At 69.4% G+C, this 24,546-nt stretch carries 17 protein-coding genes and 1 tRNA gene; 7 read left to right on the top strand and 11 right to left on the bottom strand.

The genetic code is table 11. The features are described from left to right. Window positions 1–7 precede the first annotated feature (7 nt). The 6 genes from MCHT01_RS07075 to MCHT01_RS07050 are packed head-to-tail and all read right to left on the bottom strand — an operon-like array spanning window position 8 to window position 8,398. A complete protein-coding gene (locus tag MCHT01_RS07075; protein WP_067064123.1) occupies window positions 8–1,279 on the bottom strand; it encodes a molybdopterin molybdotransferase MoeA in 1,272 nt (423 codons plus the stop codon). After that, window positions 1,272–2,681: a threonine synthase gene (thrC, locus tag MCHT01_RS07070; protein ID WP_067064120.1), complete on the bottom strand. Its 1,410-nt coding sequence runs from the start codon at window positions 2,679–2,681 to the stop codon at window positions 1,272–1,274. The genes MCHT01_RS07075 and thrC overlap by 8 nt, the downstream gene beginning before the upstream one ends. A 45-nt stretch (window positions 2,682–2,726) precedes the next feature. Further along, window positions 2,727–4,460 carry a hypothetical protein gene (locus MCHT01_RS07065; RefSeq protein ID WP_148661431.1) on the bottom strand — a complete coding sequence of 578 codons (1,734 nt, stop codon included), beginning with the start codon at window positions 4,458–4,460 and terminating at the stop codon, window positions 2,727–2,729. Beyond that, window positions 4,453–5,808 (bottom strand): hypothetical protein, encoded by a 1,356-nt coding sequence (locus tag MCHT01_RS07060; protein ID WP_067064117.1) that lies wholly within the window; start codon window positions 5,806–5,808, stop codon window positions 4,453–4,455. Before MCHT01_RS07060 ends, MCHT01_RS07065 begins: the two co-directional genes overlap by 8 nt. Before the next feature lie 25 nt (window positions 5,809–5,833). Beyond that, a complete protein-coding gene (locus MCHT01_RS07055; RefSeq protein WP_067064115.1) occupies window positions 5,834–7,144 on the bottom strand; it encodes a homoserine dehydrogenase in 1,311 nt (436 codons plus the stop codon). Between the two features lie 27 nt (window positions 7,145–7,171). Beyond that, window positions 7,172–8,398, bottom strand: a complete 1,227-nt coding sequence (locus tag MCHT01_RS07050; protein ID WP_067064113.1) for a pyridoxal phosphate-dependent aminotransferase — start codon at window positions 8,396–8,398, stop codon at window positions 7,172–7,174. Between the two features lie 121 nt (window positions 8,399–8,519). Between MCHT01_RS07050 and MCHT01_RS07045 the strand changes: the two genes are divergently transcribed. The 3 genes from MCHT01_RS07045 to MCHT01_RS07035 all read left to right on the top strand — a co-directional run bounded on the left by MCHT01_RS07045 (window position 8,520) and on the right by MCHT01_RS07035 (window position 11,663). Beyond that, complete coding sequence (locus MCHT01_RS07045) at window positions 8,520–8,894, top strand: Mth938-like domain-containing protein (RefSeq protein WP_067064111.1); 375 nt, start codon at window positions 8,520–8,522, stop codon at window positions 8,892–8,894. Between the two features lie 188 nt (window positions 8,895–9,082). Further along, window positions 9,083–9,562 (top strand): peroxiredoxin, encoded by a 480-nt coding sequence (locus MCHT01_RS07040; protein ID WP_067064109.1) that lies wholly within the window; start codon window positions 9,083–9,085, stop codon window positions 9,560–9,562. A gap of 385 nt (window positions 9,563–9,947) precedes the next feature. Then, window positions 9,948–11,663, top strand: a complete 1,716-nt coding sequence (locus MCHT01_RS07035) for a PhoH family protein (RefSeq protein ID WP_067064107.1) — start codon at window positions 9,948–9,950, stop codon at window positions 11,661–11,663. A gap of 139 nt (window positions 11,664–11,802) precedes the next feature. Here the strand turns inward: MCHT01_RS07035 and mdtD are convergent, their stop codons facing one another. Further along, window positions 11,803–13,386 (bottom strand): multidrug transporter subunit MdtD, encoded by a 1,584-nt coding sequence (gene mdtD / locus MCHT01_RS07030; protein ID WP_084452098.1) that lies wholly within the window; start codon window positions 13,384–13,386, stop codon window positions 11,803–11,805. A gap of 146 nt (window positions 13,387–13,532) precedes the next feature. Between mdtD and MCHT01_RS07025 the strand changes: the two genes are divergently transcribed. After that, window positions 13,533–14,381: an HAD family hydrolase gene (locus MCHT01_RS07025; protein WP_067064105.1), complete on the top strand. Its 849-nt coding sequence runs from the start codon at window positions 13,533–13,535 to the stop codon at window positions 14,379–14,381. A 125-nt stretch (window positions 14,382–14,506) separates the two neighbouring features. Here MCHT01_RS07025 and MCHT01_RS07020 read toward each other — a convergent pair whose 3' ends face one another. Together MCHT01_RS07020 and MCHT01_RS07015 are read right to left on the bottom strand one after the other, a co-directional pair. Next, on the bottom strand, window positions 14,507–16,501 hold the full coding sequence (locus MCHT01_RS07020; protein WP_067064103.1) for a M3 family metallopeptidase: 1,995 nt from the start codon (window positions 16,499–16,501) through the stop codon (window positions 14,507–14,509). A gap of 208 nt (window positions 16,502–16,709) precedes the next feature. Then, complete coding sequence (locus tag MCHT01_RS07015) at window positions 16,710–18,644, bottom strand: propionate--CoA ligase (protein WP_259375137.1); 1,935 nt, start codon at window positions 18,642–18,644, stop codon at window positions 16,710–16,712. A gap of 330 nt (window positions 18,645–18,974) precedes the next feature. Here MCHT01_RS07015 and MCHT01_RS27970 point away from each other — a divergent pair, with 330 nt between their 5' ends. The 3 genes from MCHT01_RS27970 (at window position 18,975) to MCHT01_RS07000 (ending at window position 21,701) form a co-directional block, all read left to right on the top strand. Continuing rightward, the gene (locus MCHT01_RS27970) at window positions 18,975–20,063 is read left to right on the top strand and encodes a C40 family peptidase (protein ID WP_439956154.1); all 1,089 of its coding nucleotides are present in this window, start codon (window positions 18,975–18,977) and stop codon (window positions 20,061–20,063) included. A gap of 135 nt (window positions 20,064–20,198) precedes the next feature. Further along, entirely contained in the window at window positions 20,199–21,518 is a 1,320-nt protein-coding gene (locus tag MCHT01_RS26690; protein WP_067064099.1) for a hypothetical protein, read from the top strand. A gap of 107 nt (window positions 21,519–21,625) precedes the next feature. Further along, window positions 21,626–21,701: transfer RNA gene (locus tag MCHT01_RS07000), tRNA-Ala, on the top strand. A 175-nt stretch (window positions 21,702–21,876) separates the two neighbouring features. Here the strand turns inward: MCHT01_RS07000 and MCHT01_RS06995 are convergent. Beyond that, the gene (locus tag MCHT01_RS06995) at window positions 21,877–23,475 is read right to left on the bottom strand and encodes a hypothetical protein (RefSeq protein WP_067064098.1); all 1,599 of its coding nucleotides are present in this window, start codon (window positions 23,473–23,475) and stop codon (window positions 21,877–21,879) included. Beyond that, window positions 23,472–24,344 carry an ABC transporter ATP-binding protein gene (locus tag MCHT01_RS06990; RefSeq protein WP_067064096.1) on the bottom strand — a complete coding sequence of 291 codons (873 nt, stop codon included), beginning with the start codon at window positions 24,342–24,344 and terminating at the stop codon, window positions 23,472–23,474. The genes MCHT01_RS06995 and MCHT01_RS06990 overlap by 4 nt, the downstream gene beginning before the upstream one ends. Window positions 24,345–24,546 lie beyond the last annotated feature (202 nt).

Genomic DNA, 24,546 nt, shown 5'->3' with positions numbered 1-24,546 from the left:
TCAGTCGTCAGAACAGGTCGTTGAAGGGAAGGAAGCGCAGCAGCTGACCCGGCTCCACCGTCGCGCCGGGCGCCAGGTCGATCAGGCCGTCGGCCCAGGCGGCCGAGCTCATCACGCCCGAGCTCTGGTTGCCGAACAGCGCCAGCCCCCCCGTCTCCGTCACCCGCGCACGCAGGAACTCGCGGCGCTTGTCGGCCTTGGTCCAGGTGAACTCCGCCGGCAGTTGATAGCCGCGCGTCGAGAGCTGCGTCGCGCCCTGCATCCGCAGCAGCACCGGCCGCACGAACAGCAGGAAGGTCACGAAGCTGGACACCGGATTGCCGGGCAGGCCCATGTACCAGGTGCGGCCACCGACGCTGGTGACTTCGCCGAAGGCCAGCGGCTTGCCCGGCTTGATCGCGATCTGCCACAGGTCCAGGCGGCCTTCGCGCTCCAGCGCGGGCTTGAGGTGGTCCTCCTCGCCGACGGACACGCCGCCCGAGCTCAGGATCAGGTCCGCGTCCTTGGCCGCCTCGCGCAGCGCGGCGCGGGTCGCTTCGAGCGAGTCCGGGACGATGCCCAGGTCCCGCACCTCGCAGCCCATGGCCAGCAGCAACGCATGCAGCGTCGTGCGGTTGGAGTTGTAGATCTGCCCCGGGCCCAGGGGTTGGCCCGGCAGCACCAGCTCGTCGCCGGTGGAGAACAGCGCCACGCGCGGCCGCGCCGCGACCTCCAGCGTCGCCGCGCCGGCCGTCGCGGCCAGGCCCAGCGAGGCGGCGTTCAGGCGCGCGCCGGCGGGGATCACGACCTGGCCGACGCGCAGGTCCTCGCCCCGGCGGCGGATGTGCAGGCCCTCGACCAGCGGCCCGAGGATGCGGACCTGCCCCAGCCCGCCCGCGGCGTCGGGGACGGCCTCGCACATCTCCTGCATCAGCACCGAGTCGGCGCCCTCCGGCACCGTCGCGCCGGTGAAGATGCGCGCCGCCGTGCCGGGCTGCAGCGGCGTCGGCACGGTGCCGGCCGGGATGCGCTGGGACAGCGGCAGCACCGCGCCCTCGCCCCCCGCGGCAGCGACATCGGCCGCGCGCATCGCATAGCCGTCCATCGCGCTGTTGTCGTAGGGCGGCACGTCCAGCGGCGACATCAGGTCGCGCGCCAGCACACGACCGCGCGCCAGCGCCGTCGTCACCGACTCCGTGCGACCCAGCGACACCACCTGCGACAGCAGCCGCTCGACCGCCTCGTCCATCGGCAGCATGGGCGCGCGCACCGGCGCGGCGGGCTTCTTCTCGTCAGACATGGTCGACCAGGAATTGCTTCACCAGATCCACCGACACCGGCAGCACGGTCACGCGCTTGGGTCGGTCCTCGAGGTCGGCCAGCGCCGCCGGACGCGGCGGGACGATGCCCAGCGCCTCCTCGATGGTGGCGGCGAACTTGGCCGGCAGCGCCGTCTCCAGCACCAGCATGGGCACGCCCTCGCGGCGCGTCTCCAGCGCCACCTTCAGGCCGTCGGCCGTGTGCGTGTCGATGACCACGCCATAGCGCTGGTGGCAGAGCTGAATGGTCTTCACCCGGTCCTCGTGCGTGCTGCGGCCCGAGACGAAGCCGTAACGCTCGGACATGCGGGCGCGCTCCTCGGGTGTGATCTCGAAGAAGCCCTTGGAGGCCAGCTCCTCGCCGAACAGGCGCTTCACGCGGGCCGCGTCGCGATCCAGCAGGTCGAACACGAAGCGCTCGAAGTTGCTGGCCTTGGAGATGTCCATCGAGGGGCTGGAGGTCTCCAGCGTGCGCTCGGCGCCGCGCGGACGGTAGACGCCGGTGCGGAAGAACTCGTCCAGCACGTCGTTCTCGTTGGTCGCGACGACCAGTTGCTCGATGGGCAGGCCCATCTGGCGCGCCACGTGGCCCGCGCAGACGTTGCCGAAGTTGCCCGAGGGCACGGTGAAGCTGACACGCGCCGTGTCGCTCGTCGTCGCCTGGAAGTAGGCGGCGAAGTAGTAGACGACCTGCGCCAGCAGCCGCGCCCAGTTGATCGAGTTGACCGTGCCGATGCGGTACTTGCGCTTGAACTCGAGGTCGTTGGAGACGGCCTTGACGATGTCCTGGCAGTCGTCGAACACGCCCTGCAGCGCCAGGTTGTGGATGTTGGGCTCCTGCAGGCTGAACATCTGCGCCTGCTGGAAGGGGCTCATGCGGCCGTGCGGGCTGAGCATGAAGACCTGGATGCCGGCCTTGCCGCGCATCGCGTACTCGGCGGCGCTGCCGGTATCGCCGGAGGTCGCGCCGAGGATGTTGAGCGTCTCGCCGCGGCGCTTCAACTCGTACTCGAACAGCTGGCCCAGCAGCTGCATCGCCATGTCCTTGAAGGCCAGCGTCGGGCCGTTGGACAGGGCCACCAGCGCGAGGTTCGGCGCCAGCGGCTTGAGCGGCGTGATCTGCGGCGTGCCGAAGACGGCCTCGGTGTAGGTGCGGCCGACCAGCGCGCGCAGGTCCGCGGCGGGCACGTCGTCGATGTAGAGCGACAGGATCTCGATCGCCAGATCCGCGTAGGACAGGCCGCGCCAGCGCGCGAGGGTCGCGGCGTCGACCTGCGGATACGAGATCGGCAGGTACAGGCCGCCGTCCGGGGCCAGCCCCTCGAGGAGGATGTCGCTGAAGTGGCGTTCGGCCTTGTCGCCGCGGGTGCTGAGGTATTTCACGATGGGTCGGTCTCGAAAGCGGGGATGCAGGATTCGGGTGGCCACTCAGGCCTGCGTCGGACTCCGGAGTTCCTGGAGTATCGACGCGTACAGGGAAGTCTTGGCGTCCTCGGGGAATCGTTCCACGAGTCGCGCGTAGAGATCGAGGGCCTCGGCGCGCCATCGCTGCTGGCGCGCCGGGTCGGCGGACATGCGGTTGACGAGCAGCTCGCCCAGGGTCTCCAGCGCCGCGCGGGTCGGCCCGTCCGCGCCGAGCTGATCGCGGGCGATGGCGATGCCCTCCTCCCAGGCCTGCTCGGCGAGATCGGACTGGCCCGCGGCGCCGGCCGCGATCGCCAGGGACTCCAGGCCCAGCACCAGCGCATGGGTGGCCTCGGCATCCTCACCGCCATCGGCCAGGACGCGCCGCATCTCGACGCTGAGCGCGTGCTCCGCCACGGCCAGGTCCGGCTCGCCGCGCTGCAGACGCAGGTCGCCGAGCTGCTGCCGGGCATCGGCCAGACGACGGGTCGCCTGGGGATCGTCGATCCCCAGGGCGGCCTCGACCTCGGTGGCGGCCTGACGCAGGTCCACGGCCTCGGTCAGCGTGCGCGAGGCGCGCGACAAATTGCCGTGGCGCCGGTACAGACGCGCCGCGGATTCGAGCCCCCTGGCCAGTTCTCGCATCAGGGCGGGCTCGTCGCCGGCGGCCGCCAGCACCCGGCGGCGCAGCGACACGGCCTCCTCGGCCAGGGCGATGCCGGCCTCCAGATCGCCGAGCCGCTCGGTGAGCTGGGCCTGATCGTCCAGCACGCGCGCCAGCAGGAGCTGATCGTCGGCATCGTCCGGCGCGGTGTTCAGCGAGGCGCGGCAGACGGCCGCCGCCTCGCGGTAGAGCGTCGCCGCCTCGTCGAGCGCGCCATCGGACCAGCGCACATAGCCCTCGACCTGGAGCGCGCGGACCAGGTCCCGCGCGGCGAACACACCGAAGACGCCGGCCTGGGCCTGCACGCGCGCACGCGCCAGCGACACGAGCCGGCCGGCGAGTCGCTTCGCCGAAGGGAGGCGGTCATCCCGCACCGCGCGGCGCACCGTCGCGACCGCGTCCGGGATCCAGAAATCGCGCAGCGCACCGGACTTCAGGTCCTCGACCGTCGCCAGCCGGGGACCGAGCTCGGCGTCCCAGCGCGCGAGTTCCTCGTCCACGTCGCGCGGGAGCTCCTCGACCTCGTCGACCTGCGAGAGCCAGGACGCCTCGGCGCCGCTGCCCTCGAGGCCTTTCGCGGCCTCGGGTCCACCACGTCCGTCCGGCGCCGCGGCGGCTTCAGGCGCGGTGTCCGCGCCAAGCTCCAGGCTGAGGTAGCGGGCATGCCAGAGGTCCTGCGCCAGCGAGATCGTCTCGCGCATGAAATCGGCGGGCACCAGCAGCAGCATCGGACCGACCTCGGCCTCGAGGCGGCCGCGCTGTTCGTTCAGGCGATTCAGGAGACGGGCGCGTTCCTCGTCCCACAGGGGGTCGCCCTCCTCGCGCTGCGCCTCGACCCACAGCATCGGCCGCGCGCCCGGTGTCAGCGACGCGTACAGCTGCGTGAGCATGCGCGCCGCAAAGCCTTCACGATCGCGCTCGGCCAGGCTCACCAGCGGACGATGCCGCGCGGCGGCCCAGTCCTCGACCGCCCGGCGCAGCGCCGGCACGCGTCGCGTGTCCCGCACGAACACCACGAGAAGCCCGAATCCGTCCAACTGCGACAGGCGCCGCTCGATGGGGCGCCAAGCGGGATCCAGCCCGGACTCAGCCACCGGCCGGCACCTCGCCGGCACCCGTCGCGGCGGGTTCCCAGTGGTCGATCAGGTCCCAGAGCAGCGGGTTCAGGTCCAGCCATTCCTCGCCGTTGCGGTAGTTCAGCACCACGCGAAGATTGAAGAAATGCGCCGCGACCGGCAGGTCCTCGCGGCGATTCAGCTTGAGGTCGTTGGAGTCGGCGATGCCCTTGAGCAGCGGGTACTCGTCGCCCACGACCATGTTGGCCAGCTCCTTGCCGTGACGGCGCAGCACCACGTCCAGGATGGGATCGTCGGCGCGCAGCGGCAGGCGGTCCTGCTGGAAGTAGGCCTCGTCGAGGACGTCCAGCAGCAGGCGGCGCAGCAGCTGCCGCAGGTCGCCGCCGGAGGCCAGGATGAGCCGGTCCATCGCCGGCTCGGTGATCAGCTCGCGCCAGCGGGCGCAGCGCCGCTGCACCACCTCGCGCATCGCGTGGATGCCGGCCTCGCGGGGCTGCCGGCGGCCGTCGCGGGGCGTGCGGCAGACCCGCACCGAGGCGAGCATGAACAGCCGCACCAGCACCTTGACGTTGGTCAGGTACGGGAGATACGGGGGGACGGCGTAGACCATGTGGACACCGGGAATCCGGAGCTGGCCGATGCCGCCGTCGAAGACGCGCACGACGCGATCGAACATCTCCGAGGCCTCGCCGCCGATGCCGCGCAGGCGCTCCAGCGAGTCGATGGCCAGCATCACCTTGCGGCATCCCCACTTGGCCCGCACCGCGTCGGCCATCTCGCCGATGTAGCGGCGGCAGTCGGCCATGACCCGCTCCTGGCGGTTCATGTCGAAATCGCGCAGGCGCTGCACGATGCTCTGCTGCTGGTTGCGGAACTCCGCCTTCACCGCGCCGACGGACACGCCGGAGATCTCGACCTCGGTGTCCAGCCATCGCACGAAGCGCGCGAGCAACCCTTCCTCGCGCCCGGGCGCGTCACCGCCCAGCCCGTCCGCCGCCGCCAGCCGATCGGCGAAGGCGACCGCGGTGATCAGCAACAGCGTCAGCGTGTCCAGCGGATGGGTGTCGCTGATGTATTCCAGCGCGTCGACGATGTAGGCCCGGACCTCGGCGTGTCCATTGAGCATCGAGGCCAGGCGCTTGAGCTCGGTGCTCTTGCCGGTGCCCCGCTGCCCGCTGAAGTAATGCAGGTGCCCCTCGTCGGACGAGCGCAGGATCTCCCGCTGCAGCAGCGCGATGACGTCCTCCGCGGCCACGCCGTGGAGGTTGGGCACGTACAGCCCGCTGTCGACGTCGAGCGCGCCCGGGTCGTTGGCCAGCACCCGGGCGAAGTCGTCCAGCAGCAGGGCGAGCGGGGAGGCGCTCATCGGTCTCGCGCGCGGGGCCGGCCCGTCAGGCCAACTCTTCCTTGCGCAGCTTCACGATCGGCGCCAGCACCGTCTCCAGCGCCTGCATCTGCGCCAGCGCCTTGGCCATGCGGCCTTCCTGCGTGTCGTGCGTCAGGATGATCAGGTCGGTCTGGCTCTCGCCCTCGGCCGACTCGCGCTGAAGCACGGCATCGATGCTGATCTGGTGCTCGGCCAGGATGGTCGTGATGCGCGACAGCACGCCCGCCTGGTCCGCCACGCGCAGGCGCAGGTAGAACGCGGTCTGCACGTCGTCCATCGGCAGGATGGGCGTGTCGTTCATGCGATCCGGCTGGAAGGCCAGGTGCGGGACGCGGTGGTCCGGGTCGGCGGTCGCCAGGCGGGTGATGTCGACCAGGTCGGCGATCACCGCCGAGGCCGTCGGCTCCGCGCCCGCGCCCTTGCCGTAATACAGCGTCGTGCCGACCGCGTCGGCCTGCACCAGCACCGCGTTCATCGCGCCCTCGACGTTGGCGATCAGGCGGCCCGACGGGATCAGGGTCGGATGCACGCGCAACTCGATGCCGTTCTCGCGACGGCGCGCGATGCCCAGCAGCTTGATGCGGTAGCCCAGTTGCTCGGCGTACTTGATGTCGGCGGCCTGCAGCTGGGTGATGCCCTCGACATGGGCGCGCTCGAACTGGACCGGGATGCCGAACGCGATGGCACTCATGATCGTGGCCTTGTGCGCCGCGTCCACGCCTTCGATGTCGAAGGTCGGATCCGCCTCGGCATAGCCGAGCCGCTGGGCTTCCTTCAGCACGGTGCCGAAGTCCAGGCCCTTGGAGCGCATCTCCGACAGGATGAAGTTGGTGGTGCCGTTGATGATGCCGGCGATCCACTCGATGCGGTTGGCGGTCAGGCCCTCGCGCAGCGCCTTGATGATGGGGATGCCGCCGGCCACCGCGGCCTCGAACGCCACCATCACGCCCTGCTCGCGGGCGGCGGCGAAGATCTCGCTGCCATGCACCGCCAGCAGCGCCTTGTTGGCCGTGACCACGTGCTTGCCGGCCTTGATCGCGTCCAGCACCAGGGTGCGCGCGACGCCGTAGCCACCGATCAGCTCGACGACGATGTCGATCTCAGGATTGGCGATGATCTCGCGCGCGTCGCCCACCACCGTGCAGGCATCGCCGACGATGCTGCGGGCGCGCTCGACGTCCAGGTCGGCCACCATGGTGATCTCGATGCCGCGGCCCGCGCGACCGCGGATCTCCTCCTGGTTGCGGCGCAGCACTTGAAAAGTACCGGAGCCGACGGTGCCGATGCCCAGCAGGCCAACTTTGATCGGTTTCATCGCTATCTCTTTCAGAAGGTCGGGAGGTCAGCGCGCGTGGCGCTTGCGGTAGGTCGCCAGGAAGCGTTCGATGCGGCCCACGGCCTCACGGAGATCGTCCGTGTTCGGCAGGAACACCAGTCGGAAGTGATCGGGAGACTTCCAGTTGAAGCCCGTCCCCTGGACGATCAGCACCTTCTCTTCGGCCAGCAGCTCATAGGCGAACTGCTGGTCGTCCTCGATCGGATAGATCTTGGGGTCGAGGCGGGGGAACATGTACAGCGCGGCGCGCGGCTTGACCACGCTCACGCCGGGAATCTGGCTCAGCAGCTCGTACGCGAGGTCGCGCTGACGCGCCAGCCGGCCGCCCGGGGCCACCAGGTCCTTGATCGACTGGTAGCCGCCCAGGGCGGTCTGGATCGCGAGCTGGCCGGGCGTGTTCGCGCACAGCCGCATCGAGGCCAGCATGTTCAGGCCCGTGATGTAGTCGGTCGCGTGGCGCTTGTCGCCGGAGACCACCATCCAGCCGGCGCGGTAGCCGCAGCTGCGGTAGTTCTTGGACAGGCCGTTGAAGGTCAGCGTCAGCACGTCCTCGGCCAGCGAGGCGATGCTGGTGTGCACGTTGCCGTCGAACAGCGTCTTGTCGTAGATCTCGTCGGCCAGGATGATCAGTTGGTGCTGGCGGGCGATCTCGACGATCTCGCGCAGCAGCGGCTCGGGGTACAGCGCGCCGGTCGGGTTGTTGGGGTTGATGACGACGATCGCCTTGGTGCGCGGCGTGATCTTGGCCTTGATGTCGGCGATGTCGGGGAACCAGTCGCTGGACTCGTCGCAGATGTAGTGCACGGGCGTGCCGCCCGACAGCGCGACCGCGGCCGTGTACAGCGGGTAGTCCGGGGCGGGGAGCAGCACCTCGTCGCCGTTGTCCAGCATCGCGTTGAGCGACATCACGATCAGCTCGGACGCGCCGTTGCCCAGGTAGACGTCGTCGACGCCCACGCCGGTGATGCCCTTCTCCTGGCAGTAATGCACCACCGCCTTGCGCGGGGCGAAGAGGCCCTTCGAGTCCGTGTAACCCGCGGCATCGGGCAGGTTGCGGATCATGTCCTGGACGATCTCGTCCGGCGGCATCAGGCCGAAGGCGGCGATGTTGCCGATGTTCAGCTTGATGATCTTCTGGCCCTCTTCCTCCATCTGCCGGGCCTTGTCCAGCACGGGTCCACGGATGTCGTAGCAGACATTGGCCAATTTGCTGGACTTGGTGACGGTTCTCAAGATGACTCCGGCGGTGAGTTTCAGAGGGGAAAATGCGAACCGTCGATTTAAACACAGGGGCATCCCGGGTAATCCCGCCCATGCGCGGGCCCACCCTGCGTCGCTGCCAAAATCAGCCTCAATGAAATTTCAACTCGACCAGCCGCAGGGCGGCAACAACATCTCCAAGCACGACTTGCATCACGTGTGGGTCAACGGCGTGGAGCACCGCCAGAGCCTGCTGGTGCCGTGGCAAGACAAGCCCGAGCTGTGGGAAGTCACCCGCTTCGAGGACCTCACCGAGGCCCATTTCGAGCGCATCCTGGCGCTCAAGCCGGAACTGGTGATCTTCGGCAGCGGGCCCAAGCTGCGCTTCGCCAAGCCCAACCTGTACCGACCGCTGATCCAGGCCCGCATCGGCATGGAGACCATGGACATCGGCGCGGCCTGCCGCACCTACAACGTCCTGGCCAGCGAAGGGCGCGCCGTGCTGGCGGCGCTGCTGATCGAAGCGTAGGCGGCCCGCCGCGGGTCGCGGCATCGGCCACCCGCGTCCATCGCCGACTTGGCGTGGAGATAGGACGCACCTATCCCTCTCTCTGGGGAGCGAGGCACAGGTACAGGCCACCTGGGGCGAGGAACGACCCATTCAACGTATAATCGCTGGCTATGCCCGCCCGGGCACATCTCTCTGAAGAACTCCACATGACGCCAGCGCTCAACAAACCTCTCCCGGACATTGAAGCTCTTGCCACGGGAGGCGTGAAGTTCACCCCGCAAGCCTTTTTGGGCAAGGTCGTGGTGCTGTACTTCTACCCCAAGGACAACACCCCGGGCTGCACCACCGAGGCGATGCAGTTCCGTGACCACCACAAGGAATTCGTCAAGGCCGGCGCGGTGGTGCTCGGTGTGTCCCGCGACAACATGGCCTCGCACGACAAGTTCAAGCAGAACCTGGAACTGCCCTTCGACCTGATCGCCGACACCGAAGAGAAGCTCTGCCACATGTTCGGCGTGGTGAAGAACAAGATCATGTACGGCAAGAAGGTCAAGGGCATCGAGCGCTCGACCTTCCTGATCGACGCCCAGGGCATCCTGCGCGAAGAATGGCGCGGCATCAAGGTCGCCGGCCACGTCGACGAGGTCCTCAAGGCCGTCAAGGCCCTGAAGAAGGAAGCCGCCTGATCCGCTGATCACGCCTGATCACCCCGGTCTCGGGGCGATCCGCCCACCCGCCGATGCGGTCTCGCCCGAGGCCGCGTCCGCGGGTTTTTCATTGCCCGGACCGGGGCGACGCGGGTCGGCGGGCACGCAATTTGTCCGTCATTTGGACAGGCGGCGACTTGTGCATAATCGGCCGCATGCCCCTGCCCCTGAACGCAGCGAATCAATCCCCTCGGACGAGCCGCACCGCCCCCGGTGCGGCTTTTTGTCTTCTGGGCAGCGCTGACGGCTTCGAGGCCCCCGGTGCCGCCGACACCTCCGGCACCGCCACCGCCCGTCAGGGTCGGGGCATGACCCCTGGTCCGCGTGGACCCAGGCTCCCCAAGCAAGAACGACATTCCCGCTCATGCCACTGCCCAAGCCTCCGACCAAGCGCGCCAGTCGCCTAGACCCCGAAGCTTTCGCGACCGATCTGTCGCCCAGCAAACGTCCTCCCGCGCTCGAGGCCCCCACGACCGTCACCGCCGCCGTCAACACCGCCCACGCGGAGTTGCCGTCGGCCGCCGCGCCGCAGCCCAGGGCCGCGGCAGGCCGGTCGCGCGCCGAGCCCGTGGAAGCCCGCGGCGGCACTTCGCCGTCGCTGGCGCTGGTCGCCCCGTCGACCCCGAAAGCCCCCGCCAAGAAAGCCGCCCCGAGTCGCGCCAAGACGCGCAAGACGGTCGGTGACCCCAAGCTGTTCGTGCTCGACACCAACGTGCTGATGCACGACCCGATGTCGCTGTTCCGCTTCGAGGAACACGACATCTACCTCCCCATGATCACGCTCGAGGAGCTGGACGGCCACAAGAAGGGCATGACGGAAGTCGCCCGCAACGTGCGCCAGGTCAGCCGTGATCTGGACGCGCTGGCCGCGTCGCTCAAGTCCAGCTCCATCGAGGAGATGTCCAAGGGCCTGCCGCTGGACCAGACCGGCCACCGCGAGGCCGGCGGCAAGCTGTTCTTCCAGACGACGCTGTTCGAGACCCCGCTGCCTCAGGGACTGCCCCAAGGCAAGGCCGACAACCAGATCCTGGGCGTGGTCCAGGCCCTGAAGGCGCAACAGCCGGGCCGCGAGGTGGTGCTGGTGTCCAAGGACATCAACATGCGCATCAAGGCCCGGGCGCTGGGCCTGCCGGCCGAGGACTACCGCAACGACAAGACACTGGAGGACTCGGACCTGCTGTACACCGGCGTCCAGGCCCTGCCGGCGGACTTCTGGGAGCGCCACGGCAAGACCATGGAGAGCTGGCAGCAAGGCGGCACCACCTTCTACCGGATCAGCGGTCCGCTGGTGCCGACGCTGCTGGTCAACCAACTGGTCTACCTGGAAGCGCCCGGCGCCGCGCCGCTGTACGCCAAGGTCCAGGAGATCACCGGCAAGACCGCGGTGCTGCGCACGCTGAAGGACTTCGGCCACCAGAAGCACTCGGTGTGGGGCGTGACCGCACGCAACCGCGAGCAGAACTTCGCCCTGAACCTGCTGATGGATCCCGACTGCGACTTCGTCACGCTGACCGGCTCGGCCGGTACCGGCAAGACGCTGATGACGCTGGCGGCGGGACTGTCGCAGGTGCTGGACGAGCGCCGCTACAGCGAGATCATCGTCACCCGCGTGACCGTCCCGGTGGGCGAGGACATCGGCTTCCTGCCCGGCACGGAAGAGGAAAAGATGAGCCCGTGGATGGGCGCGCTGGACGACAACCTGGAAGTGCTGGCGCGCGGCGACAGCACCGCCGGCGAGTGGGGCCGCGCGGCCACCAACGACCTGGTGCGCAGCAAGATCAAGATCAAGAGCTTGAACTTCATGCGTGGCCGCACCTTCCTGAACAAGTACGTGATCATCGACGAGGCGCAGAACCTGACGCCCAAGCAGATGAAGACGCTGATCACGCGCGCGGGTCCGGGCACGAAGATCGTCTGCCTGGGCAACCTGGCGCAGATCGACACGCCCTACCTGACGGAAGGCAGCTCGGGTCTGACCTTCGCGGTCGACAAGTTCAAGGGCTGGGCCCACAGCGGCCACGTCACCCTGGCGCGCGGCGAGCGCTCGCGCCTGGCGGACTTCGCCTCCGAGGTCCTCTGATCGACGCCGCGGGCGCCCTGCCCCGGCACGGGCTCCGCAACGACAAAGCCACCCCTCGGGGTGGCTTTTTTCATGGGCGCGAGAGAACCCGGGGACGCAGGCGGCGGTCAGGCGCCGCGACGCGATGTCGCGGCCGCGCTCACTCCCCGGCCAGCTTCGAGTCCGCGCTTTCCTCGGCCGTTCCCTCATCCCGGCGCAGCTGGTAGAAGATGAACGCGGCCATCGCCGCCATGGCGCCCAGCGCCAGGTAGGTCATGTGGAAGGCGGGCACCAGCGCCGTGCCCTCGCTGCGCGGCAACCCGTGCGAGAACAGCAGCAGGAAGGCGCTGGACGTCGCCACGCCCAGGCTCATCGACAGCTGCATCACCACCGCCAGCAGGCTGTTGCCGCCACTGGCGGTGCGCTCGTCCAGGTCGCCCAGCGTCAGTGTGTTCATCGCGGTGAACTGCATGCTGTTGACCATGCCGAAGACGCCCAGGTGGATGGCCAGCCAGACGTGGCCGACATCGTGCGGAATCAGCGCGAAGCTCGCGATCAACCCGCCCAGCAGCAGCGTGTTGACGATCAGCACCTGGCGGTATCCGGCGCGGCGGATCAGCCGGGTCGCCAAGGTCTTGGTGAACATCGCCCCCAGCACGGACGGGATCATGGACAGCCCCGCCTCGCTGGGCGTGAAGCCCAGGCCCAGTTGCAGGAACAGCGGTGTCAGGAAGGGCGTGGCGCCGCTCCCCAGCCGGGCGAAGACATTGCCCAGCAGCCCGATGCGGAAGGTCGGCACCTTGAACAGCGCGGGCGAGAACAGCGGCTCCTCGGTACGGGTCGCATGCAGCCAGTAGGCCATCATGCAGGCCACGCCGGCCACCAGCATCACGACGCAGACGGCGATGCTCACCACGTGCTCGCCGAAGCCCTGCAGCGCCAGCGACATCAGCATCAGCCCGACCCCGAACAGCAGATACCCGCCCCAATCGAAGCGCCGGCCCACCGGCCCGAGGATCTGCGGCATGTAGCGGCGGCAGGCCCAGGCGCCGGCCAATCCCACCGGCAGGTTGATCAGGAAGATCCAGTGCCAGCTCACGAACTGGGTCAGCACGCCACCCAGCGTCGGCCCCAGCAACGGCCCGACCAGGCCCGGCAGGCTGATGAAGGTCATCACCGAGAGGAACTCGGACTTCGGGAAGGCGCGCAGCACCGCCAGCCGGCCGACCGGCACCAGCAGCGCGCCACCCACGCCCTGGACGATGCGGGCGACGACCAGCACATGCAGGCTGGGCGACACCGCGCAGGCCAGCGAGCCCAGGCTGAACAGCCCGATCGCCCACATGAACACCGTGCGGGTGCCGAAGCGGTCGGCCAGCCAGCCCGAGGCCGGGATCAGCAGCGCCACCGTCAGCAGGTAGGCGACCACGGCCGACTGCATGCGCAGCGGATCCTCGCCCAGGCTGCGGGCCATGCCCGGCAGCGCCGTGTTGAGGATGGTCGTGTCCAGCGTCTGCATGAAGAAGGCCAGCGCCACCACCCACGGCAACCAGCGCCGGGTCGGCTCGTCCAGCGGTGGACGGCCCGCGGCCGCGGCGGCCAGGGCCGCGCTGGGAGGCGCGGCGGCGCCCGAGGAGGCGCCGGGCGCGGCCGGGTGATCGACGCGAATGGGCTGAGCGGGGGGAGCGGCGGCGGGATCGGTCGCGGAGGAACCGTCCTGTGGCAGGCGAGCGTCGGCGGACATGGCCCGAGTATCGGCCGCCACACCCGGCGTACGATGTCCACCCTTCCCGCGGCGTACGAATGCCGCTCAGCGCCCCACCGCCGCCGAACACCCTCGCCGGCCCTCACCCGCCGCTCCCGCTCCTCGCCCACCGGTCCCCGCCTGCCATGCGCTTCTACGTTTCCGATCTCGACGGCACCCTGCTCGACCCGCAGGCGCAGCTCTCGAGCGTCACCCGCGCCCACCTCACCGAGCTGCTGGCCGAAGGCCTGGCCTTCACCGTCGCCAGCGCGCGGCACGTCGTCTCGATCGCCCGCATCCTGGACGGGCTGCCGATCAGCCTGCCGGTGGTGTCGTCGAACGGCGCCTACATCAGCGACCTGCGCACCGGCCGGCACGAGCTGGTCAATGCGATGGAGCCGTCGCTGGGCCAGGCGATCTTCGCCCTGGTGCGGCGCCACGGCCTGATGCCCTTCGTCGCCACCCATGGGGCGAAGGGCGACCAGCTCTTCTGGCAGGAGGTCCAGAACGAAGGCCAGCAACGCTTCGTCACCGAGCGCCAGCGCAACGCCGACCCGCGGCTGCGCCACGCGGCGCGGATCCAGGACGAGCTGGACGATCCGCTGGTGACGATGCTGGTGGTGGCGCGGATGGAGCCGCTCGCCGCGCTGCAGGCGGAGATCCATGCGCTGTGCGGCGACCGGGTGACGACGCACCTGGCCGAGGACCTGTACATGCCCGGCTGGCCCTGGCTGAACATCCATGACCGGCGCGCCAGCAAGGACCAGGCGATCAAGACGCTGGCCGAGCGCTATGCCCTGCACGAGCGGGAGCTGGTCGTCTTCGGCGATCAGGTGAACGACCTGTCGATGCTGAAGGCGGCGCACCATGCGGTGGCCGTCTCCAACGCCAGCGACGACGTGAAGCTGGCCGCGCACCGCGTGATCGGTCCTCATCACGAGGACGCCGTGGTGCACTTCATCCGCGAGGACTGGGCGACCCGCATCAAGCCCTGATCCGGGTTCAGCCCAGGCCCAGGCCCGGGTCCTGGTCCAGGCTCGGATTCAGATCCGGGATCGCCCCCGCCGATCAGCGCCGGGACACCGGAGGCCGGCCCGTCGCTCCGGGCAGGTCCGCAGGTTCACTGCGCCTTCAGATAGTCGAAGAAGGCCTTCGAGTTGGAGTCCCGGCCCAGGAAGTTGTGGACCAGCTCCGGCGCGGGGAGCTCGCCGCCGCGCTGGAGGATCTTCTCGCGATAGCGCTTGCCGACCTCGGGGCTGAGCTTGTCCGGCGCGAAGGCGGTGCGCAGGTCCATCGCCACCACCAGGCTCCACAGGTAGCCGTAGTAGCCGGCGCCGTAGCCGCCCGCGATGTGCGCGAAGCCGGCCGGGAACATCGTGCCCTTCACATAGCCCAGCGGCGTGGCGCCCTCCATGGCGGCCCACAGCGCCATCGGGTCCTGCGTGTCCTTGCCATGCAGGGCCAGGTCGTAGCTCGCGTACAGATGCTGGCGGGCGAACTTGGAGCCCTTGCCGTAATCACGGGCCGCGCGGGCCTTGGCGATCAGCTCGTCGGGCACGGGCTTGCACGTCGGGCAGACGTCGGCCATCAGCTTGAGCACCTTCGGGTCGTAGACCCAGTCCTCCAGCATCTGCGACGGCGCCTCCACGAAGTCGTGCATCACCGCCGTGCCGCCCTGCAGCGCGTACCGCGTGTGGGACAGGTTGTTGTGGACCGCATGGCCCAGCTCGTGCAGCAGCGTCTCCAGCTCGTCCAGCGTGAGGCCCTTGCGGTCGAAGTTGACGACCAGGGCCGAGGCCGGGTTGCGGCCCAGCGCCGTGCTGCTGGCGCGCAGCGGCCAGACGGCGGCGTGGTTGTACTTGCCCTCGCGCGGGTAGAGGTCGACGTAGAGCGTCGCCATCGGCTGGCCGCTGGCGGCGTCGCTGACGACGAAGGTCTTCACCTCGGGCTGCCAGACCGAGGGATTGGCCACCTCGGTGTGCTTCACGCCCATCATCTTGTCGATCACGTGCTGGGCGAAGGCCAGGCTCTCCGCCGGCGGGAAGTACTCGCGGAAGGCTTCCTGGTCCACCGTGTAGCGGGCCTTGCGGATGCGCTCGGCATAGAAGGTGGCGTCCCAGCGCTCGACGGTGGTCGCGTCGAGCGGCGTGCCCAGGTGCTCGGCCTTGGCCTTGCGCAGCTCGACCAGGTCGGCGCGCTCGCCGTCGGCCACCACGCCCTTGACGTCGTCCAGGAAGTGCCAGGCCGTCGCCGCGTCCTTGGCCATCTGGCGGCGCAGGTTGAAGTCGACGAAGTTGGAGTAGCCGAACAGCCCCGCGTACTCCTTGCGCAGCTTGGCGATCTCGGCCAGACGGTCCAGGTTGGCCTGACCGCCCTCCGTGAACTTGGCGCGGAACATGCGCTCCCGGGCCACGGCCGACTCGGCCTGCTGCATCACCGGCACGAAGCTCGGGTAGTCCACGCCCAGCACGACGCGACCTTCGGCGTCGCGCGGCTTGCTCTTCCAGACGCTCTCGGGCACGCCCTTGAGCTCGGCCTCGGTGAAGACCACCTTCACGCCGGCGTCGCGGATGGCCTTGTTGAACTGCTGATCGAGCTCGTTGAGCTTGTCCAGGATCTGCTTGGCGCGCAGGCGCTTGGCCTTGGGCAGGGCGACGCCGCTGTCCTCGAAGGCCCCGGCGGCCAGGCGGACCAGTTCGCGATCGATCGCATCGGCGGCCGGCGCCTTGCGCAGCGCGCGATAGAGGGTCTCGTTCTGGGCCTGGCCGTTGGCGAAGTCCGCCCACCGCAGCGAGCAGGCCTGCGCCGCGTCGCGCACCGCCTTGTCCGGATGCACGTTCAGCACGAAGTCGGTCGGGCTGTGGGCGTCTTCCTGGCGCGCCATCATCGCGTCGTAGGCGCCCAGCCAGCCGGCGTCCACCTTGCGGCGCTCGAGCTTGCGCAGATCGGCGCGAGCGGCCTTCAGGCCGGTGTCGCAGAAGCTGTCGACCGCCTTGGCGTCGGCGAAGGTCGGGAATGCGGGCGTGGGCAGGGTCGCGGCGAGGGCACCGGCCGGCGCCAGCGCGGCGGCCAGCAGCGCACCGGCGCTCAGGATGAGGGCGTTCTTCTTGGACATGGGATCTCCTGGTCGGATGGCGCCGGCGCGACCGGGTGGGCGGCGACGGCGGGGCGGATTCTCCGCTCCGCCCGACCCGGTCCCGAAAGTCCTGACGTCTCCGGACATCGGCTGTCGCCGGAAGCCGTCATTCGAGGGTTGATCCGGCTAGCCCGAAGACCCTCACCCCCACCCTCTCCCGCAAGCGGGCGAGGGAGCTGCCCCGATGTCAGCCCTGCTCGCCGACCAGGTCCTTGATCTGCTGGAGCGCGGACGGATCGTCGAGCGTCATGAGGTCCCCCGGGTCGCGCTGCTCGCAAACGGCCTGGATGGCGCGCCGAAGGAGCTTCCCGGAGCGGGTCTTGGGCAGCAGCCCCACGAACCGCACGCGCGCCGGCCGCGCGACCGCCCCGAGCGTCCGGTCCACGCGCTTCATGATCTCCGCCTCCAGCCCGCGGGCGCCCTCCCCGGTCGACGCCAGCCCCGGATCCTTGAGCACCGCGAAGGCCATCGCGACCTGACCCTTGAGCGTGTCCGCCACCCCGACCACCGCGACCTCGGCCACCGCCGGGTGGCCGGCGATGCATTCCTCGATCTCCCGGGTCCCGAGCCGGTGTCCGGCCACGTTGATCACGTCGTCGCTGCGGCCGAGGATGAAGAAGTAGCCGTCCTCGTCCCGCAGCGCCCAGTCGAAGGTCGAGTAGACCTGCCGCCCCGGCACCCCGCTCCAGTAGGTGCGGACGAAGCGATCGTCGTCGCGCCAGACCGTCTGCATGCAGCCCGGCGGCAGCGGGAAGCCGATCGCGAGCAGCCCCTTGCGGCCGGGCTCGGTGAGCTCCTCTCCCGTCTGCTCGTCCAGCAACTGCACGCGATACCCGTACATCGGCACCCCGGGCGAGCCGAACTTCGCCTGCGCCGGCGCGACGCCCCGCGCCAAGGTCAGGATGGGCCAGCCGGTCTCCGTCTGCCAGTAGTTGTCGATGACCGGCTTGCCGATGGCGTCGGCGATCCAGCGCGCCGTGGGCTCGTCCAGCGGCTCGCCCGCGAGGAACAGCGTCCGCAGCGAGCTCAGGTCATGCCGCGTCAGGCAGGCCGGATCCTGCTTCTTGAGCACCCGCACCGCCGTCGGCGCGCTGAACATCACCGTCACCTTGAAGCGCTCCACCAGCCGCCACCAGACGGCCGCGTCCGGCGCGACGGGCGTGCCCTCGTACATCAGCGTCGCCATGCCGGCGATCAGCGGCCCGTAGACGATGTAGCTGTGCCCCACGACCCAGCCGATGTCGCTGGTCGAGAAGAAGGTCTCCCCCGGCCGGCCGTCGTAGATGTGCTTCATGCTCGCCGCCAGCGCGACCGCGTAGCCGCCCACGTCGCGCTGCACGCCCTTGGGCTTGCCGGTCGTCCCGCTCGTGTAGAGCGTGTAGCTGACCGCATCCGCGTCCAGCCATTCGCACGCGACACGCGCCCCCAGCAGCCGCGCCCGCTGCTCGGCGTAGTCCAGATCACGCCCCTCGACGCGCTCGAAGGCCGCCAGGCCGCGGTCCACCATCAGGACCTTGGCCGGCGGATGCGCGGCCAGCCGGATCCCTTCATCCAGCAGCGGCTTGTAGGGGACGATCCGCCCCGCGCGACTCCCCGCGTCCGCGCTGACGATGAGCACCGGTTCCGCATCATCGATGCGATTGGCCAGCGCATGGCTGGCGAAGCCGCCGAACACCACCGAATGCACCGCCCCGATCCGCGCGCAGGCCAGCATCGCGAAGGCCGCCTCGGGAATCATGGGCATGTAGATCAGCACGCGGTCGCCGACACCCACGCCCTGTTCGCGCAGCATCGCGGCCATGGCCTCCACCTCGTCCTTGAGGGCGGCGAAGCTGTAGACCCGCTCCTGGCCGAGCTCGCTCGAGACCCACACCAGCGCCGCGTCGTCGGGCCGCCGGGCCGCATGGCGATCCACCGCGTTGTGGCAGAGGTTGGTCCGGCCACCCACGAACCAGCGCGCGAACGGCGGCCGGCGGTCGTCGCAGACCTGGTCGAAGGGTCGCTGCCAGTCGATCAGGGCCGCCTGCTCAGTCCAGAAACCCTCGGGATCGTCGATCGAGCGCCGGTAGAACGCCTCGTAGGGGGTCATCGCTGTCTCCTTGTCGTGCTGGCCGTCCGCGATCCGGGCGCGGAGTTCGCGATCGGATCGGGCGGGCTCTGGCGGGCGATTTCAAGCAGACGGTCTGACGTCACGCTGACCCGCGCGAAGTACGCACGGAATGCGGCTTTCCGAAACGAAGCTTCACAGCGTTTCGTCACAGGGCTGTGGTCCAATCCGGGTTTCTCCTGGGGAAGGTCACGGCCATGCCCGGATTTTCCCTAGCCAAGCGCGTTCCCGAGGGCATACGCGCTTGACCGGCGCGGAGAGGGTTTTTAACCTCCGCGCCCAACAACGATGAGAACCGTTCGCTCCTTCCCCCTCTCCCCCCGTCGACGTCCGCTCCAGCGCGCCATGGCCGCACTGGGGCTGATTTGCGTCTTCGCGAGCGGAAGTTGCTGGGCGCAACAGTCGACATCGTCAACGAACACCCCGCAGAAGACCCACGCCAAGGCCGCCGCGAAGCCGGCCGCCAAGGTCAAGTCCTCGCAGCAGGCGCAGAAGTCCCCCTCCAAGGCGGACAAGTCGGCCAAGGGCGGCAAGCAGGTCGCGACCAAGGACACCAAGTCCCACGCCGCGGACAAGCCGACCGACACCCCGTCGACCGCCAACGCAAAGCCTGACACCAAGGTCGCCGACCAGAAGTCGGACGCCAAGACCGATCCCAAGGTAGACGCCAAGCCCGACGTCCGCGCGGAGGCCTCGCCCCCGCCCGGCACGATGATGGGCGCCTACGGCCAGAGCCTCATGCGCTCGCCCGGCGCCGCGACGGCGACGGCCGCGACCGTGGTCGCCGCGGGCACCGCCGCCACGCTGGCCGCGGCGCAGCCGGCGCCGGCCGCCCAGACCGGCACACAGAACGCTTCCCTGCCCGCCACCGCGATGATGGGCGCCGCCGCCGGCAACGCCGGCGATTCGGTCGCCCGCTTCCTGCAGTCGCGCGGCATCGTCGCCCAGGCCCAGGCCGCCACCACGCAGACGCCGCAGGCCGATGCGCCGGTCAATGCCTCGACCAATCCCGGCCTGCTGAACCAGGTCCGCGACAAGGCTTCCGACCTGGTCCTGTCGGCGATGAACTTCCTCGGCGTCCCGTACAAGCGGGGCGGCAACTCGGTCTCCAACGGCTTCGACTGCAGCGGCTTCACCCGTCACATCTTCGAGATGTCGGTCGGCCTGGTCCTGCCGCGCCGCGCCGACGAGCAGGCCAAGATGTCCAGCCTGGTCCCCATCCGCAAGGAAGACCTGAAGCCGGGCGACCTGGTGTTCTTCAACACCATGCGCCAGACCTTCTCCCACGTGGGCATCTACGTCGGCGAAGGCAAGTTCATCCACTCGCCCCGCGTGGGTGGCGCCGTCCGCGTCGAGGACATGCGCGAGGCCTACTGGGCCAAGCGCTTCACCGGCGCGCGTCGCGCCGACCTGAACCAGGCCAATCCGGGCTGATCTCCCGCTCCGGGGACTACTCCCCATCCTGCGAGCGACCGTTGAGCGACCGGGCGGTCGGAGACAAGCCCTGACACTGGCGGCCATCGAAGGCGGCTATGCTGCGCCCCAGCGCCGACCGCCGCGATCACCCCCTTGTCCGCCGTCCTCGACCCCGTCCAGGCTTCCCCGCACCGCATTCCCGACCAGATGGGCCAGGCCCTGCTGCTGGCGGTGCTGCTGCATGTGCTGCTGATCCTGATCGTCGGGACCGCGCCGGGCGGCAGCGCCAAGCCCGGCGAAGGCGCCTGGGGCCCGATCAACATCCGACTGCAGGGTGACCGCTACGAACCCGGCTCGGGCGAACCGGCGATCGTCATCCCGGATCGCGGCCCGATCGGCGACGCGAAGCAGGCCCGCTCCGGCGGCGCCGTACGCGAAAAGCCCCTCACGCCCGAGGAGCACAAGACCCCCGGTGCCGCCCGCCAAGGGCAGTGGCGCCAACAGCCCGGCGACGAACTGACGGGCGACGCGCCCAGCGACCGCAAGGCCCCTCCCGCGGCCACGGCCCCGGCACCCGCGCCTGCTCCCGCACCGCCGATTCCCGCGGCGAAGACCTCGCCCGCACCGGCCGCGGAGCCGACCCCGACGCCGCCCGTGGACCTGCCGCCTCCGGTGCCGACTCCGACACCCCTCACGATGCCGAGCGACTCCGCCATCGCCACGCCGACGCGCATCGCGCCGGCTCGTGAGGTCCAACCGACGCGAGCGACGGCCCCGACGCCGGAGGCGCTGCAAGCGCCCGCGCCGGTCCAGTTGCCCGAGCGTCCCGCCCCCATGCTCAGCGAGACACCGACCACCTTGCGTCGCCTGGATCGCGCCCCGGTCGAGCGCTCGACGCCCCAGCCCGTGCCATCGGAGCTGAAGGCGCCCTCGGAGTTGCCGCCGCTGGCGCCCGCTCCGACGCCAACACCCGCGCCCGCACCGACGCCCCCTGCGCCCACGCAGACCCAGACGCCCACCACCGCGCCACCCGCCGCGACCACGCCTGCCGCGACGCCCTCGACCACCACCCCGCAGCCCCGCAGCGCGCCGACCCCGACGCCCACGCAGGCCCCGGCGAATCGCGTGTCGCTCGACGGCTCCACGTCACAGAGCTCGACCCAGCCAAGCGTCGGCGCGCCGGACGCGGGCGCGCGTGTCGGTCACGACGTCGCGACGCCCGCCTCGGCGCCCCCCAACGCCCCCAAGCTCAATCTGGATCTGAACCCGGCCCGCGGCCCGATGGCGCAGCGCGGCAACGGCTCCGGCGTGATCCAGGCGCTCCCCAAGCCGCCGATCGACAAGGACGCCCTGGCCGAGGAGATGAGGAAGGCAGGCCAGCAGGATTGCCGCAAGGCCTATGCCGACAAGGGCCTGCTGGCGGTCGTTCCGCTGGCGCGCGACGCGATGCGCGACAAGGGTTGCCGGTGGTGACCGCGACGCCGGATTCCCGGGTCTTCGGCGAATCGTGCGATTCGCGTGCGCGCCTCGACGGAATGATGAGTCGCCAAGGAATCTCTGCTATAGTCTGAGTCTTCGTTGGGGGGGTAGCTCAGCTGGGAGAGCGTCGCGTTCGCAATGCGAAGGTCGGGAGTTCGATCCTCCTCCTCTCCACCAACACATCATTCCAGACGGTCCCAAGCCGTCTCTGGAAACCAAAGAAGCTCTAGAGAATCACCGCTCTAGAGCTTTTTTCTTGCCCGTAGCGCCCAGCCGGGTCAATCCTGCCTGTCCGCTCTCGCTGCGATACCGACCTCTTCCCCGTCGATCGAATGCAGCGAACGATGCGGGTTCACGCCTGCCGCGCCAGGCCGAGGCTTGGACGGCTCGTGGATCGCACCTGCAGCAGAGCGAATCCCAGCACCCCCGCCAGCGCGTAGCTGGCCACGCTGCCGAAGGTCGCCACACCAGAAAGGCCGAGCATGTCCAACACCGCCAGGCCGGTCTTCTGCAGACTGAGATAGAGCCCGAACAGAAACAGCGCCAGAAAGGTCCGCGAGCCCTGGGTCAGCTGGCCCAACAAGGTGGCGGCCGAACTGAGAAAGAGCAGCCCCGCCAAGCAGGCCAACGCTGACAGCGGCGCCGATGCCGACCAACGAAGAAGCGCCGGCGTGGCAAGCAGCAAGCCCAAACCGAAGGCGACGAGCGCCTGACGCCAACCTCGCTCACGCGCGCCACCCGGGGCGGCGCTCACCAAGGCCAGGGTGCCGTATTGCCGATCACGCGAACTGACATCCGCCACGGCTATCCCCCAGGCCGCCAGCAGGCCCGCCAGCACGGCCGGCAGTTGCTGTGCCGGAACCAGCACCGTGGCGACGCTGCAGCTCAGCATCGCCAAGGTCAGCAGCGGTTGGCTCAGCAGCATCAGGCTCAGGTCCGCCAGCCAGCGGCCGGGCAAGCCGGGCAGCCCGGCGCTGACGCGCATCAGCAGGCGCAGGGCCAGCATCAGGGGGCGCATCAACGGCTGCAACGACCAGTGCAAGGCCTGCACGATGCGCGAATGCCCGCTCGCATGGCGCGGCTTCACATGATCCGGCGCGTAGCGGTGAAACAGCAGCACCGCCGGGAACAGCGGCAGCAAGGCCAGCATCATGGCCCCCACGCGCAGGGCCACCAGCTCCGCGCTCCAAAGACCGGCAGGCATGCGCAGCACCGGCAAGGTCGCGTCGAAAGGGGCGCCGCCTACGCTGATGCGGCTGACATCAAGCAGGCGGCTGACGCCGACGAGCAGGGGCGACATGCCGTTGATGTCGAACACCTGCCAGGCACTCATCTCGATGACCTTCTGCCCGAGCACGGCCGGCACAAAGGCGAACTGCGCGATCCAGAAAATCCAGTAGAGCGCATCGCCCCGCTTGCCCATCAACGGTGCCCAAGCATCGGCCAGCACCGCCAGGCTGGCGCAGAGCATCAGCCCAGGTGCCAGACCGAGAACGAGCATCTGCAGATAAGGCAGCGGCTGAAGCGGCCCCTCGCCGTGCACAAGTTGCAGCACCCAGATGGTCAGCATCACCACCGTCCCCAAGGACAGCAGGAAGCCGAAGGCGCCCAGCCATCGCGCGCCCAGCAGCTGGGCATTGCCCACCGGCGTGGCGGCCAGCGCGGCGGCCGTCCCGCAGCGCATGTCCTCTTGGCTGCGGCCACGCGCAAGGTAGAAGCCCATCAGGCCAAACAACAGCGAGGCGATCAGCGTGGTGGCAAACGCCAGCGCCTGGCTGTCATAGGCGTAGCGCTGGCGGTGGCTGACCATCATGGCCGCACCGCTTTTCGGATCCAGCACCATCAGCCAGCTCAAGGCCACCACGGCGAGCAGGATGACGAGGCTGCTGAGACGCCGGCTGCGCAGCCGCCACTCGTTGAGTACCAGGGCCCCGAAGAGAGCGCCGTTCATGCCGCCAACCGCGCATCGGCATAGCGTTGCGCCATCAGGGCTTCCTCCAGGCTTGCCTGCGCCGGCTCGGCCTCGGCGCAGGGTCGGGAGGCATGAGCCATGCGCACCTGCACCTGCGCACCCAGCGGCTGCGCCTGCAGCACATGCACCGCGGCCTGTTCGCGCAGGGCCTCGTAGGCGGAGGGCGAAAGCAGCGCCGTCCAGACGGTGCCTTCAGCACGCCTCAACACGGCGTCGGGTGATTCGAAGGCCACCAGTCGACCCTGACGCAGGACGGCCAGGTAAGACGCCATGTTCTCGACGTCCGACACGATGTGCGTGGACACGATGACCAGGCGCTTGCGGCCCAGATCGCCGAGCAGGCGGCGAAAGCGCAGACGTTCTTCCGGGTCCAGCCCCGCGGTGGGTTCGTCGACGATCAGCACATCGGGATCGTTCAGCAGCGCCTGCGCAATGCCCAGGCGCTGTCTCATGCCGCCCGAGAAGCCGGCGGCCGGACGGTGAGCCTGCTCATGCAGGTTCACCAGTTCGAGCAGGTGCTGCAGGCGCTTGGCGTCTCGCACGCCCTTGAGTGCAGCGAAGTACTGCAGAAACTCGAGGGCCGTGAGGTGCGGATAGACGCCAAAGTCCTGCGGCAAGTAGCCCAGCCGGTGGCGCATCAGTTCGGGCTTGGCGACGATGTCCTGGCCATCCAGCAAGATGCGTCCACGAGTCGGCGGTGTCAGCGTGGCCAGCATCTGCATCAGCGTGCTCTTGCCCGCGCCGTTGTGGCCGATCAACCCCACCACGCCTGGCGAGAGGTCCAGCGATACGCTGTCCACCGCATTGACCTTGCCAAAGGTCTTGGTGACATCTTGAATTCGCAGCACGGCAGCTCCCTGTCTTTGAATGGCGTGCAGCGTAGGCAAGCCGACAGCGATGCTCAGCGCATTTGCGACAGACGGTCGATCCTGCGGTTCAGGGTGAAAGATGGGCTGACGCCCTAGGGCATCCACCAGCGACAACGATATCCAACAAGCGCTGACAAATAGGTAGACGCAAGGTTCAGGGAAGGCGAGTGCCCCCTTGACC

Origin of the sequence: Mitsuaria chitosanitabida ATCC BAA-476 = NBRC 102408 (assembly GCF_001598255.1) — a bacterium.
GTDB classification, from domain to species: Bacteria; Pseudomonadota; Gammaproteobacteria; order Burkholderiales; family Burkholderiaceae_C; genus Roseateles; species Roseateles chitosanitabidus.
Note: the sequence above shows the minus strand (reverse complement) of the source record. Positions and strands in the feature narration are given on the sequence as shown.